Annotated in this window: 17 protein-coding genes, 2 tRNA genes, 1 rRNA gene and 1 pseudogene; 15 read left to right on the top strand and 6 right to left on the bottom strand. The window is 41.5% G+C overall.

The window, feature by feature from the left end; all coding sequences use genetic code 11:
* The first annotated feature begins 8 nt into the window (after positions 1 to 8).
* The 7 genes from rrf to tsaD all read left to right on the top strand — a co-directional run bounded on the left by rrf (position 9) and on the right by tsaD (position 3,247).
* Positions 9 to 125 (top strand): 5S ribosomal RNA (rrf, locus tag M3234_RS25130).
* A gap of 171 nt (positions 126 to 296) precedes the next feature.
* A tRNA-Met gene (locus M3234_RS25125) sits at positions 297 to 370 on the top strand.
* Between the two features lie 3 nt (positions 371 to 373).
* A tRNA-Asp gene (locus M3234_RS25120) sits at positions 374 to 450 on the top strand.
* A gap of 159 nt (positions 451 to 609) precedes the next feature.
* Positions 610 to 1,065: a tRNA (adenosine(37)-N6)-threonylcarbamoyltransferase complex ATPase subunit type 1 TsaE gene (gene tsaE, locus M3234_RS25115; RefSeq protein WP_262307326.1), complete on the top strand. Its 456-nt coding sequence runs from the start codon at positions 610 to 612 to the stop codon at positions 1,063 to 1,065.
* Positions 1,062 to 1,769 carry a tRNA (adenosine(37)-N6)-threonylcarbamoyltransferase complex dimerization subunit type 1 TsaB gene (gene tsaB / locus M3234_RS25110; protein ID WP_262307321.1) on the top strand — a complete coding sequence of 236 codons (708 nt, stop codon included), beginning with the start codon at positions 1,062 to 1,064 and terminating at the stop codon, positions 1,767 to 1,769. The genes tsaE and tsaB overlap by 4 nt, the downstream gene beginning before the upstream one ends.
* 12 nt (positions 1,770 to 1,781) lie before the next feature.
* Complete coding sequence (gene rimI / locus M3234_RS25105) at positions 1,782 to 2,231, top strand: ribosomal protein S18-alanine N-acetyltransferase (RefSeq protein ID WP_262307320.1); 450 nt, start codon at positions 1,782 to 1,784, stop codon at positions 2,229 to 2,231.
* Positions 2,228 to 3,247, top strand: coding sequence for a tRNA (adenosine(37)-N6)-threonylcarbamoyltransferase complex transferase subunit TsaD (gene tsaD / locus M3234_RS25100; RefSeq protein ID WP_262307319.1), 1,020 nt, complete (start codon positions 2,228 to 2,230; stop codon positions 3,245 to 3,247). Before rimI ends, tsaD begins: the two co-directional genes overlap by 4 nt.
* Positions 3,248 to 3,791: 544 nt before the next feature.
* Here tsaD and M3234_RS25095 read toward each other — a convergent pair.
* Positions 3,792 to 5,711, bottom strand: a complete 1,920-nt coding sequence (locus M3234_RS25095; RefSeq protein WP_262307318.1) for an ABC-F family ATP-binding cassette domain-containing protein — start codon at positions 5,709 to 5,711, stop codon at positions 3,792 to 3,794.
* Positions 5,712 to 5,863: 152 nt separating this feature from the next.
* Between M3234_RS25095 and moaC the strand changes: the two genes are divergently transcribed.
* The 4 genes from moaC to M3234_RS25075 all read left to right on the top strand — a co-directional run bounded on the left by moaC (position 5,864) and on the right by M3234_RS25075 (position 9,301).
* A complete protein-coding gene (gene moaC / locus M3234_RS25090; protein ID WP_262307325.1) occupies positions 5,864 to 6,349 on the top strand; it encodes a cyclic pyranopterin monophosphate synthase MoaC in 486 nt (161 codons plus the stop codon).
* Between the two features lie 14 nt (positions 6,350 to 6,363).
* Positions 6,364 to 7,020, top strand: a complete 657-nt coding sequence (locus M3234_RS25085; RefSeq protein WP_262307317.1) for a redox-sensing transcriptional repressor Rex — start codon at positions 6,364 to 6,366, stop codon at positions 7,018 to 7,020.
* Positions 7,021 to 7,156: 136 nt separating this feature from the next.
* Positions 7,157 to 7,570, top strand: coding sequence for a DUF4395 domain-containing protein (locus tag M3234_RS25080; RefSeq protein WP_262307316.1), 414 nt, complete (start codon positions 7,157 to 7,159; stop codon positions 7,568 to 7,570).
* A 117-nt stretch (positions 7,571 to 7,687) separates the two neighbouring features.
* The gene (locus M3234_RS25075; RefSeq protein ID WP_262307315.1) at positions 7,688 to 9,301 is read left to right on the top strand and encodes an acyl-CoA dehydrogenase family protein; all 1,614 of its coding nucleotides are present in this window, start codon (positions 7,688 to 7,690) and stop codon (positions 9,299 to 9,301) included.
* A gap of 210 nt (positions 9,302 to 9,511) precedes the next feature.
* On the opposite strand, the gene M3234_RS25070 is transcribed toward M3234_RS25075, so the two are convergent.
* Together M3234_RS25070 and M3234_RS25065 are read right to left on the bottom strand one after the other, a co-directional pair.
* The gene (locus tag M3234_RS25070) at positions 9,512 to 9,712 is read right to left on the bottom strand and encodes a YdiK family protein (protein ID WP_066320573.1); all 201 of its coding nucleotides are present in this window, start codon (positions 9,710 to 9,712) and stop codon (positions 9,512 to 9,514) included.
* A complete protein-coding gene (locus tag M3234_RS25065; protein ID WP_262307314.1) occupies positions 9,709 to 10,434 on the bottom strand; it encodes a CPBP family intramembrane glutamic endopeptidase in 726 nt (241 codons plus the stop codon). Before M3234_RS25065 ends, M3234_RS25070 begins: the two co-directional genes overlap by 4 nt.
* Before the next feature lie 298 nt (positions 10,435 to 10,732).
* Here M3234_RS25065 and groES point away from each other — a divergent pair, with 298 nt between their 5' ends.
* Positions 10,733 to 11,020: a co-chaperone GroES gene (gene groES, locus M3234_RS25060; protein ID WP_262307313.1), complete on the top strand. Its 288-nt coding sequence runs from the start codon at positions 10,733 to 10,735 to the stop codon at positions 11,018 to 11,020.
* 98 nt (positions 11,021 to 11,118) lie between these two features.
* The gene (gene groL / locus M3234_RS25055) at positions 11,119 to 12,747 is read left to right on the top strand and encodes a chaperonin GroEL (RefSeq protein ID WP_262307312.1); all 1,629 of its coding nucleotides are present in this window, start codon (positions 11,119 to 11,121) and stop codon (positions 12,745 to 12,747) included.
* Positions 12,748 to 12,829: 82 nt separating this feature from the next.
* Here groL and M3234_RS25050 read toward each other — a convergent pair whose 3' ends face one another.
* The gene (locus tag M3234_RS25050; RefSeq protein WP_262307311.1) at positions 12,830 to 14,044 is read right to left on the bottom strand and encodes a site-specific integrase; all 1,215 of its coding nucleotides are present in this window, start codon (positions 14,042 to 14,044) and stop codon (positions 12,830 to 12,832) included.
* Between the two features lie 237 nt (positions 14,045 to 14,281).
* Between M3234_RS25050 and M3234_RS25045 the strand changes: the two genes are divergently transcribed.
* Together M3234_RS25045 and M3234_RS25040 are read left to right on the top strand one after the other, a co-directional pair.
* Positions 14,282 to 15,451 carry a DUF3800 domain-containing protein gene (locus M3234_RS25045; RefSeq protein ID WP_262307310.1) on the top strand — a complete coding sequence of 390 codons (1,170 nt, stop codon included), beginning with the start codon at positions 14,282 to 14,284 and terminating at the stop codon, positions 15,449 to 15,451.
* 384 nt (positions 15,452 to 15,835) lie between these two features.
* Positions 15,836 to 16,069 carry a hypothetical protein gene (locus M3234_RS25040; RefSeq protein WP_262307309.1) on the top strand — a complete coding sequence of 78 codons (234 nt, stop codon included), beginning with the start codon at positions 15,836 to 15,838 and terminating at the stop codon, positions 16,067 to 16,069.
* 282 nt (positions 16,070 to 16,351) lie between these two features.
* On the opposite strand, the pseudogene M3234_RS25035 reads toward M3234_RS25040, so the two are convergent.
* Positions 16,352 to 16,543, bottom strand: a pseudogene (locus M3234_RS25035) (IS21 family transposase); the annotation flags it as partial.
* A 471-nt stretch (positions 16,544 to 17,014) separates the two neighbouring features.
* Positions 17,015 to 18,364, bottom strand: a complete 1,350-nt coding sequence (locus tag M3234_RS25030; RefSeq protein WP_262307308.1) for a YjiH family protein — start codon at positions 18,362 to 18,364, stop codon at positions 17,015 to 17,017.
* Positions 18,365 to 18,402: the final 38 nt, after the last annotated feature.

Raw genomic sequence — 18,402 nt, 5'->3', positions numbered from 1 at the left:
ATAAATAGTCTGGTAACAATGGCGAGAAGGTCACACCCGTTCCCATCCCGAACACGGAAGTTAAGCTTCTCAGCGCCGATGGTAGTTGGGGCGAAAGCCCCTGTGAGAGTAGGACGTTGCCAGGCTGTGTTTTTAAAACACTATATTCTTATTGTCGCGGGGTGGAGCAACGAGCAATGCATCGTTGAATATTCTGCGAGTTGTATCAATCGAACTGCAGCTTGAATAAGCTTACTGAGATTGATACAGTCCTACGTTAGCTTTTAGCATGACGTAAACTTTATACTTCTTATTGTCGCGGGGTGGAGCAGTCTGGTAGCTCGTCGGGCTCATAACCCGAAGGTCGCAGGTTCAAATCCTGCCCCCGCAATCCGGTCTGGTAGTTCAGTTGGTTAGAATGCCTGCCTGTCACGCAGGAGGTCGCGGGTTCGAGTCCCGTCCAGACCGCCACTTTTATAGCATATAAATGAAGTTCGAAACATGGTTTCGGCTTTTTTTATGTTCATTTTTAAATACATAGGAAATAAATAGCCTTAGGAGAGCTCCTAAGGTTTTTTTTGCAAATAATTAAGGTACAATGAGGATATAGATTTGCTAAAAGGTGATGGCATGGATAAATTTGAATTAGTAACGTACAATTCGGAAGAGACAGCGCAATTTGCTGAAAAATTGGGTGGGCAATTGCAGCCCGGGGATGTGATCGCCCTAGAGGGTGATTTGGGTGCGGGTAAAACCACTTTTACTAAGGGATTGGCTAAGGGTTTGGACATAAAGCGTACGGTCAATAGCCCGACATTTACGATTATAAAGGAATATCAGGGCCGGCTGCCCTTATACCATATGGATGTGTATCGTGTTGCCGATGCCATGGAGGATCTCGGCTTTGATGAATACTTTGAAGGCGATGGTGTAACAGTAGTGGAATGGGCCCATCTGATTAACGAACAGCTGCCTGCCGAACTGTTGACGATTTACTTATACCATGAACAAGAGGACCGGCGAAAACTGGTTCTCGTGCCGAAGGGCAAACGTTATGAGGAATTATGTAAGGAGCTTTTTCAATGACGATATTATCAATCGATACTTCCAATTACACGTTGGGGGTAGCGCTTTTAGAAGAGGACCAGGTACTTGGCGAGTATATAACAAACTTGAAAAAGAACCACTCCATCCGCATCATGCCGGCCATCCAAACCTTAATGAAGGATTGCGGCAAGACACCTGCAGATTTGACTAAAATTGTCGTGGCAAAAGGGCCGGGGTCCTATACCGGTGTAAGGATTGGTGTGACCATTGCCAAAACCTTGGCGTGGACGCTGAATATCCCGCTTGTCGGGATTTCCAGTTTAGAGATTTTAGCTGCTGGGCCAGGGCGATATTTTTCCGGATATATTTCCCCAATATTTGATGCGCGCCGGGGACAAGTCTATACAGGCTTGTATCATTACAAGGATGGCAGCCTGGTAGCCGTAGAGCAGGATCAATTGGTCATGTTGGCGGATTGGGTTGAGAAACTAACTTCATCCAAGGAACCAATTTTATTTGTCGGGAATGATTTGCCGATTCATCGCGCAAAGATTGAAGAGGTACTGAAGGCCAAAGCGATGTTTGCAACGGTCACGGAACAAAATCCCCGTCCGGCTGAACTGGCCCTATTAGGCAGGGATACGCCGGGCGAGGATATCCATACATTTGTTCCGAATTACATTCGCCTGGCTGAGGCGGAGGCAAAATGGCTGGAGGCCAAGGGGAAAACTTTAAATGGATAAGGGTAGAGAGAAATGGAAGATTCGTTTGTTTTTCGGTATATGCGGGAAGAGGATTTGGATCAAATAATGCAGGTAGAGCATGCCTCATTTACGGTCCCATGGAGTCGGGAAGCTTTTTACAATGAATTATATAACAATAAATTCGCAGTTTATCTTGTTCTTGAAACGGATAATCAGGTAATAGGGTATTGCGGGGTTTGGATTGTCATTGATGAGGCTCACGTGACAAATATTGCGGTTCTGCCTGAATACAGAGGCAAGAAGCTAGGAGAAGCGATGCTGCGCAAGCTGATGTCTATCGCGAGGGAGAGGGGAGCAAGGAGCATGACTCTTGAGGTCAGAGTGACAAATCATGTGGCCCAGTCTCTATACCGCAAACTTGGATTTCAAAATGGCGGGATTCGCAAAAACTATTACTCGGATAACCAGGAAGATGCATTAGTAATGTGGGTGAATTTATGAAAAAGGATCAATGGATTTTAGGAATTGAAACAAGCTGCGATGAAACAGCTGTTGCGATCATAAAAAATGGCCGTGAAATTGCGGCGAATGTGGTTGCCTCCCAGATTGAAAGTCATAAGCGCTTTGGCGGCGTAGTTCCGGAAATAGCTTCGCGCCACCATGTTGAGCAAATCACGATTGTCATGGAAGAGGCGTTAGATCAAGCTGGGATTACAATGGCTGAAGTGGATGCGATTTCGGTAACAGAAGGTCCCGGCTTGGTCGGTGCACTGTTAATCGGGGTAAATGCCGCCAAAGCGCTGGCTTTTGCCCATAACAAGCCGCTTGTCCCTGTACACCATATTGCGGGGCATATTTATGCGAACCGGCTAGTGACCGAATTACAGTTTCCTTTGTTGGCGCTGGTCGTTTCAGGCGGCCACACCGAACTGGTTTATATGAAAGAGCACGGCAGCTTTGAGGTAATTGGTGAAACCCGGGATGATGCGGCCGGTGAAGCATATGATAAGGTAGCGAGGACACTAAACATGCCGTATCCGGGAGGACCGCATATTGACCGCTTGGCTCACGAAGGCAGTCCGACGATTGATTTGCCACGGGCTTGGCTTGAGGAAGGCTCTTATGATTTCAGCTTCAGCGGCTTGAAATCAGCCGTGATCAATACAGTCCACAATGCCGAGCAACGCGGCGAAACGATTGCTCCGGAGAATTTGGCGGCGAGCTTCCAAGCCAGTGTCATTGACGTGCTGGTAACGAAGACGCTCAATGCCGTGGCTGAATACGGTGTAAAGCAAGTGTTGGTAGCCGGAGGGGTTGCTGCCAATAAAGGGCTCAGAAATGCCCTTGAGGCTGCTTTTACAGGCAGGGACGTCGAGCTGGTCATTCCGCCGTTAAAATTGTGCACGGATAACGCGGCGATGATTGCCGCTGCCGGGAGTGTCATGTTTGAAAAAGGCATCCGGGCCGATTTGGCTTTAAATGCAAATCCGGGCCTGGATATTGAAATTTATAATTAGACCCTTTCCTTAAGGAGAGGGTTTTTTAGTGGAAAAAACGAATCAAACGATTAATTAAAAAGTCCGGCGGGCTAAATAAACGTTTGTATAGTATAGCCTAATACTAACCAAACGTTTGATTAAAGGGACCCAAAGCCTTGATCAGCTGGGATTCATAAAAAAGTGCAAAACTAACTAAACGATTGATTAGTAAAGCATATTCTTAATCGGACGTTTGATTGAAAAGTTTTGTGGATACTTTTTTTAAAAAATCGTAAGAATGTGGATAAAACGCGTTTTGATGTTGATAGTGTGGATAAGTCCGGCTTTTTCTGTGGATAATGTAGAAAAGTGAAGAGAACTCCTGAAATAATGGTATTTTAATTGTGAATAACTTTGTGGAAAACGTAGGTATTTTGACCTGATTAAAAACAAGAATGTGTCGAAAATATGGCAATTGTAGATATCCTTTAAATTTTGTAGATATCCATCCATAATTTGCAGATAAAATACAAAATCACGACATCTAAACAAAAAACCGAGCCAAAAGGCTCGGCGTTATTTATTATTCGGCTAATTCCGCCCATTCTTCCAACAATTCATCGAGTTCGGCCTTCGCTTTTTCGTTCTTCAGATTGATTTCCAGTACCTTTTCGTGGTCCTGGAACACTTCCGGGTCACATAATTGTTGTTCGAAGCTTTCAATCTGCTCCTCAAGCTCGGTAATCCGCAGTTCAATCTCTTCCAATTTACGTTTTCGCTGGCGTTCAAGCTTTTTCGTCTCTTTATCCAGTTGATAACTGGATTTATCCACAGGTTCAAGTGCAGCCGTCTTCTTTTGGGCGTCGGCCAAGGCGAGCGCGGCTAATTCTTCCTGCTCGAGCTTTTTCTCAACATAATAGTCATAGTCCCCAAGATATTCGGTACTGCCCTGCGGACTCAACTCTAATACCCTGGTGGCAATCCTGTTAATAAAATACCTGTCATGGGAGACGAACAAAAGGGTCCCCGGATAATCAATCAATGCATTCTCTAAAATTTCCTTGCTATCAAGGTCAAGGTGGTTGGTCGGCTCGTCCAAGATTAAAACATTTGCCTTTTCCAGCATTAGTTTGGCGAGAGCCAGGCGCGCTTTTTCACCACCACTCAAGGAAGACACTGTTTTTAAAACATCATCGCCGGAAAATAGGAAATTCCCCAACACTGTCCGGATCTCCTTTTCCGGTTTAAGCGGATACTCGTCCCATAGCTCGTTCAGTACCCGTTTATTCGAGGTCAAATTTGCCTGTTCCTGATCGTAGTAGCCGATGGAGAGATTGGTTCCGTAAGCAATTGAACCTGCCAGGGACGGCAATCGTTTAATGATGGTCTTTAACAGCGTTGACTTGCCGATACCATTTGGGCCGACAAGCGCAATGCTGTCGCCTTTAAAGACACGGAAGGAGATCCCTTCAGACACCTTTTCGCCATCATAACCGACCGCCAGTGAATCAACGGTCAACACATCGTTGCCGCTTTGGCGCTCAATATCAAACGAGAAGCTAGCAGATTTTTCATCGCCGAGCGGCCTGTCGACGAGCTCCATTTTTTCGAGCTTCTTCCGCCGGCTTTGAGCCCGCTTTGTCGTCGTGGCCCTTGCTATATTCCTTTGAATAAAATCTTTAAGCGCCGCAATTTCTCCCTGCTGTTTTTCATATAGCTTCATGTCACGTTCATAATTGGCGGCTTTTAGCTCAAGATAAGAACTGTAGTTGCCGGGAAAACGTTGTATTTGCTTGCGCGATAGTTCATAAACCTCTGTAACTACCTTATCTAAAAAATAGCGATCGTGCGAGACAATTAATATGGCGCCGTCATAGCCCTGCAAGTATTGTTCTAGCCAGGATAATGTCTCAATATCGAGATGGTTGGTCGGCTCGTCCAAAATTAAAATATCCGGCTTTGTTAATAGGAGTTTGCCCAGTGCCAAACGCGTTTTTTGTCCGCCGCTTAAGCTGGAAATCATCGCATTATGATCCTGGAAACTCAAACCATGCAGTACGGAGCGAATATCAGCTTCATATTGATAGCCACCCTGTTCTTTAAATTTCACTTGCAATTCGTCATATTCTTTTAATACCCGGTCGTACTTTACCGAATCTTCAAAGATAGTGGAGTCAGCCATTTGCGCTTCAAGCCTGCGCAGTGATTTTTCCATATCTTGAAGGCCCGTAAAGACGGTCAGCATTTCCCCCCAAATGGACAAATTGGATTCAAGGCCGGTATTCTGTGCTAAGTAACCGATTGTGACATCCTTTGGTTTGATGATTTCGCCGCCGTCATGCGTAAGTTCGCCCGCAATTATTTTCAAGAGTGTAGATTTACCCGCACCGTTCCGTCCGACAAGGGCAACACGGTCCCGGGTTTGTAATTCTAGCTTTATATTGGATAAAATAAGGTCAGCACCATAATATTTTTCAAGTTGGTTAACCTGCAATAAAATCATTTTTTGTCACCTCTATTACCTATGAATAGTGTACCGTATTCCTTGATGGTCGGCAATAAAGCGCGTTTAGCTTATTTTTTGCATATAAAAGTTCAAAGTTTCACAGACATTGGTGAAAAAATATTGTATCATTTGATGGGGGGCATGTAATGATGGCTGATTTTACGCATTTTAATGAAGAAGGCAGAGCTAAGATGGTCGACGTCAGCGACAAGCCGGAAACGGCACGCACGGCGATCGCCCGTTCCAGCATAACAGTGAGCAACGAAATTTATCAAAAAATAACGAATCATGAAATGAAAAAAGGCGATGTATTGGCGGTGGCCCAAGTGGCGGCGGTAATGGCGGCCAAAAAAACTTGGGACATTATACCGATGTGCCATCCGATACCGTTGACAGGGGTAAATGTCCGCTTCTCTTGGGAAGAGGTTCAGCAGCAGTATATATTACATATAGAAGCATCGGTTAAAACAAAGGGCAGCACAGGTGTTGAAATGGAAGCGCTGACAGCTGCCTCGGTTTGCGCCTTAACCGTGTACGATATGTGCAAGGCCGTGGATAAGGGAATGGTAATTGGCCCAACTTATTTAATTGAAAAAACAGGCGGCAAAAACGGCGACTTTAAACGAGAAATTTAGCGGGGTGTAGAAGTATGGCAAATGAAACAACGAAAATACCGCAGGCCACGGCAAAAAGACTGCCTTTATATTACCGATTTTTGAAAAATCTCCACTCTTCTGGGAAGCAGCGGGTTTCCTCAGCGGAATTAAGTGAAGCAGTAAAGGTTGATTCGGCGACAATCCGCCGTGATTTTTCCTATTTTGGGGCCCTCGGAAAAAAAGGCTACGGGTATAATGTCAACTACTTGTTAAGCTTTTTCAGCAAGACGCTGGATCAGGATGAATTGACAAAGGTGGCGCTAATCGGGGTCGGTAATCTGGGGACTGCCTTTTTGCATTATAATTTTATGAAAAATAATAATACGAAAATTGAATGCGCGTTTGATGTCGATCCGGGGAAAATTGGCACTTCCATCGGCGATGTCCCGATATATGCGTTGGATGATTTGGAGGAGCGTTTGCTGGCGGATAATATACCGGTGGTCATCCTTACGGTTCCCGCTCCCGTTGCCCAAATGATTACGGACCAAATTGTCAAAGCCAATGTAAAAGGGATATTAAATTTCACGCCGGCAAGGTTAAATGTACCGCCCGGCATTCGTGTCCATCATATTGACTTGGCGGTTGAACTGCAATCGCTGGTCTATTTCTTAAAGCATTATCCAAATGATGATGAGATAGAAGAATAATCGGTTTAGGGGCGTTTCACAAATTAAGTGAAACGCCCTTTTTGTTATTATAACTATACAAAAAGGAGAGTGGGAGATAAAATAGTTAACAAATCCAATATGAAAGGTTGGAATTAAGTTGACATTGGAGAATTTTGTGCGTTCTATCCCGCGGCCGCTTGTTAAGGCGAACCAATGGACGATTGTATTAAGTGTGATTCTAACATGGGTAACAAATCAAGAATGGATATTATTAGTGCCATTGTTGGCTGGCCTTTCCGGTCTTGTTTTTGGATTTAACCCGGTCATGCAAATAGCAAAATTATTTTTTAAAAAAGACCCTAAAGCCTATATTCCTGAAGACTGGGAGCAGCAGCAGTTTAATCAAAAAGTTGCCGTTACCTGTCTTGCGATCGGCTTTACCGGCTTTTTATTCGACTGGAATGGAATCGGCTATGTGTTTACGATTATGGTAGCGGCAGCAGCATTTATAGCGATTCTTGGTTTTTGCATCGGCTGTTTTATTCACTACCAATGGAAACAATATCGCTTTCGAAGGGCAAATAGATAAGTGTAATAGGTCTGACACGATCAGGCCTTTTTACATTTTTAGGATATATTTGACGCTTACAATATTTACCTTTAAAATATTACTGAAAATTAAGAATCTTTGGAAGGTGTGACAATAATGAACATAGCTTCTCAGGATACTGAACTCAGAGGGAAAAATACGTACAGCTTTGATGAGTTTCTCCAAAAGCGGGACAGTCTCGACTGGTATCGCGATGAGCCGTTCTTGCAAAAAGCTGCACAACATTTTATCGGAGACCAGTTTGGGGAAATTAGCAAAAAGATGCAAGATTTCTCTCCTGTGGTATCGTCCAAATGGAATAGGCTGGCGGAGCGGATTGCCCGGCCTGAGGTCCGGCCTTATATGCTCCATTATGATGCCTTCAATCATCGGATGGACAGGATCGTCCGGCCCCAGGAGGTTCACCAGCTTGAATCGGAGATTTTTGGAGAAGGTCTATTCTCCAGCAAAATGCCCGCTTGGGAGAGCTTTGTGAAAAGAATGCTGATCCATCAATTGGGTGAAGCCGGAGTTACCTGCCCCTTGACCTGTACACATGGCTTGGTGGCGCTATTGGACCAGTTTCCAGACGAAGCCTATCCGGAGCTTTATGATGTTTTAATGCATACAAAGGAGGGCGTGAACGGTGAGTTTGCGATTGGCGCCCAGTTTATGAGTGAGATTCAGGGCGGTTCGGATTTGCCGGCCAATGTTTTGGAAGCCATTCCAGATGGCAAGTATTATCGATTATACGGAAACAAATTCTTCTGCTCGGCGGCACATGCCGATTATTCGGTTGTTACGGCAAAAATTTCGGGAACTGACAAAGTATCTACGTTTGTGGTCCCAGCTTGGCTGCCTGGCGATAAGGAGAAAGAAAAACGAAACGGATATGAAATTAACCGGATTAAATGGAAGATGGGGACTTCTGAGCTGCCTACCGCAGAAATTCAATATAAAGGGGCGATTGCCTATCCAATTGGTCCTAAGGATAGGGGAATCGCTGTTGCAGTTGGAATCGTGTTGACGTTATCGCGGCTGGAAATCGGCATTGCCTGTGCCGGATTTATGCTCCGTGCTTCCCGTGAGGCCAATCTGTACGCCGACTTCCGGTCGGTGTTTGGAAAAAAGGTGAAGGATTACCCGCTTTCGGCCAGCAAGTTGAAGAAGATTGAACATGCGGCACGGCGGACAACGGCTGGCGCTTTTAAGATTTATGATATGTTTCTGCAATTGGAGAAGCCGCTTAATCCGGGAATAAAGGCGGATCAGCCGCTCGAAATCAGGAAAAAGCTGTTTATGTTGCGTGAGCTTGTCCTGCTGCAAAAAATTTGCGCCACTAATGAAGGGGCTGAGGTATTACGTGATGCCATTTCCGTATTTGCCGGTCACGGGGTGATGGAGGAATTTTCTTCATTGCCGCGGATTTTCCGCGATGTCGTTGTGAACGAGCAATGGGAAGGCCCGCGTAATCTGCTGCTCACACAAATCTACCGCGATTTGGGCCGGGTGGCCGAGTGGTACCCGCCTGGGGAATTTGTGGCGGATGTGCTTGAGGGGGCAGAGACCGCTACTGTGCAGCGATTCACTGCGCTGTTGGAGGACCTCCTGCAGAGACCTGTGTTGGGAGAGGTCAGCGATGCTTCACTTGAAGCCGCAGCCGAATGGGATACGTTTTGTGATGAAATTTTAAAGGCTTATCAGGAAGTGGCGCTAAAAGAAATTGGGTAAGGTTTTATTGACGACAGAATGGGTGGAAACTCTGAGGAAAGTGTCGTCAACAAGGCCTCTTGGCGACAGATTTGGCGGAAATCCAGAGGAAAGTGTCGTCAATAAGGTCTCTTGGCAACAGTTTTGGTGGAAATACAAACGGAAGTGTCGCCAATCGCCTCAAAAATAAAAAGGAAAATCCCTATCTCCATATGAATAGGGATTTTCCTTTTATTTTTTCAACTGATCTTTATATTTAAAATGAAACACAAGCATTTTTAGCCCCGAGCCGAAGTCAAACGTGGCCAAGATGACGAGCAGGTAACTGAAGAAGCCCCAGCCATTATTTTGAACATCGTCAATGGCAAACCAGGTGAACAGGGCGCCTAATAAAAAATAAATCAAACCGGAAATCAAGGGTGAACGTTTCATAAGAAGAATCCTCCGATAAAGTTTTGAATCGCTTCAGCCTCACGCATCAGCCGCTCGATATCATCCTTGTAAACGGACTGGACCAAAACGACCATCGTATTCATAGCCACATGGGCAAAAATCGGGACGATAATACGCTTAGTTTTTACATAAAGGAACGCAAACGTAAAGCCCATTCCCGAATAGATGAGAATATGTGCAGGATCCATATGCACGAGCGCGAAGATGAATGAACTGATCAATGCTGAAATAAAGAAATTAAACCGTTTGTATAGCGCGCCAAAAATGATTTTTCGAAATACGATTTCTTCCAAAATCGGTCCGACAATACTGGTAACCAGAATCGCCAGTGGGAACGTTTCGATAATGGAAAGAATCTGCTCCGTATTCTCAGAGCCCATTTTAATGCCGAGCATACTCTCAATGATGGCTGCGAGATATTGGGCGAACAACGCCATAAAGAATCCGAGGATGCTCCACTTGATCAAAAAGCCGGCGGAGTTTCCCCGTTCGTTTAATCCGGCGGCACCCATTTCCTTTCTTAAAATAAACAGAATAATGATGAGTGCAACCGTAAAGCTAAAAATCAGCCAAATTGGTACAGCCAATCCCACGTCTTTTCCTAGGAATCCAAACACAAACATCAACACCGGAATTCCAGCAATGCCGGAAAGCTGCATGGCGATGTAGACAATTAAGATAATCCAAAATTCTCTTTTCAAATAGTTTGTCTCCTTTATGTTCTTTTTAAAAAGGACAGAGATTTCATATCCTTCATTGTACCGTTAAAATCCTACAAGTTTCAATTTTGAGGGACTTTGGACAAAAATGATGAATAGAAAACAAAAACTATCACATACTTTATAAGGTGGAAAAAAGCGGTAACTTTTTTTAATAATTTTTATGCATGATACTTGCAAAAGATTTTTAGATTCATTATTATAATAATTGTGTTAGCACTCATCGAGAGTGAGTGCTAATAATAAACATAACCACATATATTTGAGGAGGTTGTTTATAGTGTTAAGACCATTAGGTGATCGCATCATCATCGAACTAGTTGAATCAGAAGAGAAAACTGCAAGCGGTATCGTGTTGCCGGATACAGCAAAGGAAAAGCCTCAGGAAGGAAAAGTTGTAGCCGTAGGTACTGGCCGCGTGCTTGACAATGGTGAGCGCGTAGCTGTAGAAGTTTCTGTAGGCGATCGCATTATCTTCTCAAAATACTCTGGTACTGAAGTGAAATACCAAGGTACTGAATACTTAATTTTACGTGAAAACGACATCCTTGCTATCGTTGGCGAATAACTAGAAAAAAGAATAGCGTCTGTCTGGGACGTTGAAAACTGAATGTTGTCTAAGTTCATAGAATAAAAGTTCTAATTTTACGAGGAGGTTTTTTAACAATGGCTAAAGAGATTAAATTTAGTGAAGACGCTCGCCGCGCGATGCTTCGCGGTGTTGATACCCTTGCTGATGCAGTTAAAGTTACTCTTGGACCTAAAGGACGCAACGTGGTTCTTGAGAAGAAATTTGGTTCACCGCTTATCACGAATGACGGTGTAACGATCGCAAAAGAAATCGAGCTTGAAGATGCATTCGAAAACATGGGTGCAAAGCTTGTTGCTGAAGTAGCAAGCAAAACAAACGATGTAGCCGGTGACGGTACCACAACTGCAACGGTTCTTGCTCAAGCGATGATTCGCGAAGGCTTAAAGAACGTAACTGCAGGCGCTAACCCAATGGTGATCCGCAAAGGAATCGAAAAAGCGGTTACTGCTGCTGTAGCAGAACTGAAGGCTATTTCTAAACCAATCGAAGGCAAAGAATCAATTGCTCAAGTTGCTGCGATTTCTTCCGATGACAAAGAAGTTGGCCAATTAATCGCTGAAGCAATGGAGCGCGTTGGTAATGACGGCGTTATCACAATTGAAGAGTCAAAAGGCTTCACTACTGAGCTAGACGTAGTGGAAGGTATGCAATTTGACCGCGGTTACGCATCTCCATACATGGTAACCAACACTGACAAAATGGAAGCTGTTTTAGAAAATCCATTTGTGTTAATCACTGATAAGAAAATCTCAAGCATCCAGGAAATCCTTCCGGTTCTTGAGCAAGTTGTTCAACAAGGAAAGCCATTATTGCTGATTGCTGAAGATGTAGAAGGTGAAGCGCTTGCTACTTTAGTAGTGAACAAGCTTCGCGGTACATTCAACGCAGTAGCTGTTAAAGCTCCTGGCTTCGGTGACCGCCGTAAGGCTATGCTAGAAGATATCGCTGCATTAACTGGCGGTGAAGTGATCACTGAAGAGCTTGGCCGTGACCTTAAATCGGCAACAATCGCTTCTTTAGGCCGCGCTGCCAAGATCGTTGTAACAAAAGAAAATACAACAATCGTTGAAGGTGCTGGCGCAACTGAAGATATCCAAGCTCGCGTAAACCAAATCCGCGTTCAATTAGAAGAAACTACTTCTGAATTTGATCGTGAAAAATTACAAGAGCGCTTGGCTAAATTAGCTGGCGGCGTAGCAGTCATCAAAGTAGGTGCTGCAACTGAAACGGAATTAAAAGAGCGCAAACTTCGTATTGAAGACGCATTGAACGCTACTCGTGCGGCTGTTGAGGAAGGAATCGTATCCGGTGGTGGTGTTGCCCTTCTTAACGTATACAGCAAAGTTGCTGAGGTTCAAGCTGAAGGCGACGAGCAAACAGGTGTCAACATCGTGCTTCGCGCGATGGAAGAGCCAGTTCGTACAATCGCTACAAACGCTGGCCTTGAAGGCTCTGTGATCGTTGAGCGCTTAAAGCATGAAGAAGTTGGCGTTGGCTTCAACGCTGCTACTGGCCAATGGGTAAACATGGTTGATGCTGGTATCGTTGACCCAACTAAAGTTACTCGTTCTGCTCTTCAAAACGCAGCTTCTGTTGCGGCTATGTTCTTAACAACTGAAGCAGTTGTTGCTGACAAGCCAGAACCAGCTGCACCTGCAATGCCTGACATGGGCGGCATGGGTGGAATGGGCGGCATGATGTAATAAGCCGCTTCAACCCTTGATATAACTGGGTTTGTAAGTAAGATGAGAGTGGTTTGCTAACATTTTGCTAACATTGAGGATATTAACGGAGGCTTCTCATGAGTTCAGCGAACTTTTGAGAGGCTTCTTTTTTCATTTCTTGGGTTACATGGAGATACACATTTTTTGTGATTTGGTCATCGGTATGACCAAGACGGTCCATAATTTGTTCAAGTGAAACACGGGCTTCCGCAAGAAGCGACGTATGAGTGTGTCTTAGACTATGCGGTGTTAAATCCTCATTTAAACCTGCGATAGCAAGAAGCCTTTTCATTCGATCTCGTACGTTTTTAATCACAATAGGATAACCAAATTGCCGTTCCATTTTGGCAAAGATAAAGTCTTTGTTATGGTAAGCATCCCCTAACCGCTTGATGACTTCATCTTGAACCTTTTTATGTTCCTTCAAAACGTTAATCACCTCTTCATCCGCAATAATTTTTCTTCGTGATTTTCTCGTCTTCGGTGTGACTAGTTGATATTCCAAGGCATTATTATTTGGATTGTAATACGTTTTGGTAATGCTGATGGTATGGTTTTTAAAATCTATATCCTTCCACTTGAGAGCAACTAATTCCCCCACCCTAATTCCCGTATAGGCTAAAATCAAAAAAACTAAGTAATCATGTTCAAGGCCATTGGCTTTGGCTGTTTCTAAAAATAAGGCAAGCTCTTCTTTTTCAAGATACTTAGGAACTTCCTCTTCTTCCAGCTGTTCAATCGTTTTCTTATCCTTTTTCACATAAGCGAATTCAGTCAGGTCCTTCTTAATTAGCTCTAGTTCTAGTGCCTTTCGGAAAATCATTCTTCCCGTTCGGTTGATTCCCTCCCTAGTACTATCAGAGTAACCTTGGTCCTGTAGATCGTTTAGAGCATCTTGGTACATCTTTCTTGTAATGTCTTTTAATTTTAATTTTGCAAAGTAGGGCAATAATTTTCCAATTTCATGGAGACGTACACGAATTGTTCCAGGCTTTACATCTTTAGAATCACTATAGATGGGAAGCCACTCTATTGCAAAATCGCTGAAGGTTTTATCTGTTTCCTCTAAGTATATTCCTTGGTTTACTTCATGAATTAGACTTGCTGCATACTCTTCGGCCTCCTGTTTAGTACTAAAACCACTTTTAACCTTCTGTTTTCTTTTACCAGTGATTGGATCTAGTCCGATATCAATGGTGAAAGCCCATTTCGAACCACATATGCATTTTTTCCTCTTTTTGCAGGTACAGCCCCGTCTGTAAAAATGACCTTTCATTTTATTTGTAAACCTCACTTTCTTGATGGATTTGTTACTAAATTTCCATTATATCCAATATAAAAAAGAATAATTCCATTCAAAGTCTACTAAACAAAAAGGTGAAAAATATTAGTAATGAGGTATATACCTAAAAGGCTATTTTTTGCAATTAATTTCCAAAACCAGGAGGGGAATGATAACAATTTGTAGAACTTAATCTTAATAATTAATACAATAAGTTGGAGTGAATAGCTGGTGAACGATGTTCAATATGCATTTGTAGATGAATATGGAAACTATGGCTTTGATTTTGATAAAAATGACGTTTCTACCCATTTTATAATTGTTGCTATTCTTGTTAAAGGTTCTAATAAAGAGATTTTAGAGGAAAAAGTAGAATGTATTAGGCAGAAGTTTTTTCAGGCTGGTGAAATGAAGTCCAGTAAAATTAGAAACAACCATAAGAGAAGAAGTTTGATTCTAAATGAAATAAAAGGTCTGCCTTTCAATATTTTTGCTTATATTATAGATAAAAGGAAAATAAGAGAGAACGCAGGAATTCGTTATAAAAAGTCTTTTTTTAAATTTTTAAATAGACTATTATATGATGATTTATATAGGACTTTTGACCAACTGGAGCTTATAGCAGATGAGTATGGAAATAAAGAGTTCATGAAAGAGTTTAAAGGGTATGTGATACGGAAGAGTATCCCCGATTTATTTAACTTCTCTAGTTTTGGATTTAATAATAGTAAGTCTAATATTCTTATTCAATTAGCTGATCTACTGGCGGGGACAATCGCTAAGGGATATGATATAAACCAACTTACAGGTGTATATCAGACGTTTTATAAGATCTTAGAAAAACACATTATTAGGTTAGAATATTGGCCAAAGGATTATAGAAATTTTTTGGTTGATCCAACAAAAAATGAAAATAAAACGCCATATGATGATGTGATTTTAAAACAGGCTGTCAACTTGGCTTATCAATATATAGATAAGACTGGCAATATTGAGGATATTGATGAAAAGGACAGAATTGATTATTTGAAGTTTTTGTTATTTAAAACGTACCAAAACCCAAATGAATATATATCTACACATGAAATACTTGATAACCTCAATGCAATTAGAAATCAAAAGATCAACATCCATTACTTTAGATCTAATATTGTATCTAAGTTACGAGATAATGGGTTATTAATTGCCAGTAGTAATAAGGGATATAAGTTACCAACATGTATAGAAGATTTGTATGACTTTGTTAATCTGACTAGTTTAAATATACATCCAATGATTCAAAGAATTACTAAATGTAGAGACCAAATTTTATTAGCTTCTAATAATGAGATAGATATACTTGATAAAGCAGAATATGAAGATATAAAAAAAATTGTAGAGCTATCAAAGGGATTAGGTTAACATCAATCAAATGGTTAGCTCTAATTATGGAGGAAGTTTAAACTCTATATGTTAGGTGAAGCGGAATGGAACATTATGCTTTCAAAAGATAACTAAATTACATTTTTAATAATTTATAACAAGCGAAGATCCTATTACTTCCGTTATTAAATGAGACAAAGATCCCTTATTTATATTGGAGGGTATTAAGGATTCCAGGCTTAGAACAAAATCTAATTAAAATCAGAAACACTGTTGCATTAATCGCTGCAAACTTTCTAGAAGGGCATTCTATCGAAGAAATTGTAAATAAATTACAGGTTTCTCAAAGAAGTAACAGAACTCCAAAAGATTATAATAATAGTTGATGAAAATTCACAGAAGTAATAAGAAGGGTTGATAAGAATGAGCAATAGAAAGAAACTTAGTGAAGCTGTTTTTAAGTTTAAAGCAACAGAACCAATTATAGTTGAAAATCTAGATGAAATACAAAAAATAGGCTATAAACAAGGTTTCGAACATGTGGTAAGAAATATCCTAAAGAACAAACCAGAGTGGAAAGCTAGTGAAATTGCCGAAATGCTAGAAGTTAGCGTTGAAATAATTGAAAGTATAAAAGAAGGAATAGAAGAAAAGTAATTTTAAAGGGATATTAGTATTGGACGAACTCATCCTAGAAGAGTTGAAAATAACATTAGGACAATTGAAAGAATAAAAAGATGATGTAGAGCGGAAGCGAGAAAGTACTGATTAGCAGAGGTTTGCATGGATAGGCAAATGGATGAAAGGATGGGTAAAGGTGAGTAGTGATATAAAACTCAAAGGTAAAGGGCAAGCCGTGAATTATGATCTATATAGTAAGTATTCACCCATATCGCTGGAAATCATAGATGAGCCGGCGGAACCGTCCCTGTGGTCCTTGTCCTCAATCTGGGCAGAAGAAAAATCTGGGTGTTCTTTTAACCAACTCAAGATCTGATCCCGATAGGGATCCAGTTTCTTTTTTCTGTTACTCAGTGAGTTAGCCGAGTTAGATGCCTCATCAAAGGTCATCTCTAGATACTTATAAACTGTATTCCTAGAAATCTCTAATTTCTTGGCGATTCTTTCCACCTTTCATTTCCTCCAGCCAAACTATGTTAAAAAGTAAATAATAGCTCACTGAAGTGATATATGGTGAAAAAGTGTTCAATTCAATTTAGCAGAAACTGTTGATTTAGTTTAGCAGTTACAGGAGGATGGAAAATTTTTTTCCGTTGCCTGTCATGCCCCGTGGTTATGGTGATTACCACCTTACATGCTTTAGATGATTAAGATAAAAAACAATAAGAACTATCTTCAATAATCGGGACATAGATTGTGGAGAAAGGTTGTTTGGAATTAACTGGAGTGAACCGTATCATAGATAGGGGCAGTTTTTTTGAATAAATTGTAAGAGTTCCTATCAAAAAATGGTGGATGAAGGACATTTTGTTGTATTTGTTGAGGGCCAGTCACAAGCAGACTAGCCCTTTCTTTGATATTCAGCAAATCCCAAAAATATCTAGGGAATCACTGTGACTTTTAAGGCAATACAGTGAACGCTCATAGGAATAGATAGGCTAGTGGTGTTGTAATAATTAAGCTTAGAATTGTACGCTGTACCCAAATAACAAGAAGCTTCGGAATACTAATTGGAATCTCTGTGGCCAAAATACAAGGAATACTCGCTGAGAAGAATATGATTGTTGATATACAAACGACAGCAATAACAAATTTTGTAACAAGCGCTGCCTCAACTACTAGTAATGCTGGAAGGAACATTTCAGTAACTCCAATTGCAGCCGCTTTAGCTGTTAGGAACGCATCTGGCAACTGTAATAATGAAGTAAATGGATAGAAAATATAACCGATAAAATCAAAAATAGGTGTATATTCTGCTAGTAGAATACCAATTAAGCCAACCGATAAAATAGAGGGTAAAATAGTCATTGTCATAATCATACCATCACGTAAATTCACCCAGATATTTTTTACGAAGTGTGGTGCATTATTAGAAACTTCCATTGCTTGTTGCCAAGCATTCTGTAAATAGTTGCTCGTGATTACCTCTTCCGTTGCTCCTTCCATTCCATTATAGTATTCATCAGGCAGTTTACTAATTGGCCATATCCTTACTGTAATAGCCGTTACGAAAAACGTTACAAATGCCGTCACCCAAAAATACAAATTCCACATACTCATTAGATCTAACGTTTTAGCAACGATAATCATAAAGGAAACGGTTACAGTGGAAAATCCAGTTGCGATAACCACCGCCTGTTTGATTGTGTACTTACCTTCTTTAAATTCCCGATTCGTAATTAATAAACCAACAGCGAAACTTGCAACAAATGATGCCATAGCACTTACGGCCGAACGGCCTGGAGTCTTCCAGATTGGCTTCATAATCCGTTTGCAAAATACACCAACAAACTCAAAAAGACCATAGCCTAGCAGTAAAGATAAAAAGACCCCGCCTAGTGGAACCATTATACCTACGGGTACTACTAGTAAATCAAATAGAAACGGTCCAACATGTTCATTCATTAACCAATCCGGGCCTTGTTTTAAATAGATCATTACCCCGACTGCTAGCCCCATAATCTTTAACAATGTGAAAACGATATTAAAAGCACTTTGATTCCACGTTTTTGTTATAAATGGATACAGCGCTCCCCCTAAAATAACAAGTAAAGCATAAATCGGTGTTAGGGATGGAAAGGTTGTATTCATCCAAGTAACGATATGATCAAGAGGGATAGATGAAGTTCCATTAACTGTAATGGGAGCGAAAAAAACAAAGATACCAATTAAACTAAAACCGACGAATTTTAAAATACCGGAAATATTGGTCACTGTTTGTTCCTGAGGCTTAGGGCCTTCTTCTAGATTTGTTGTTTGAGGATTTTGCATATGGAACCTCCTTTATTTATAAAACACTCTTTGGAATA

The sequence above is a fragment of the Neobacillus niacini genome (assembly GCF_023715785.1).
Taxonomy (GTDB): Bacteria; Bacillota; Bacilli; order Bacillales; family Cytobacillaceae; genus Neobacillus; species Neobacillus niacini_E.
This window is presented reverse-complemented; position numbering and strand designations above follow the sequence as displayed.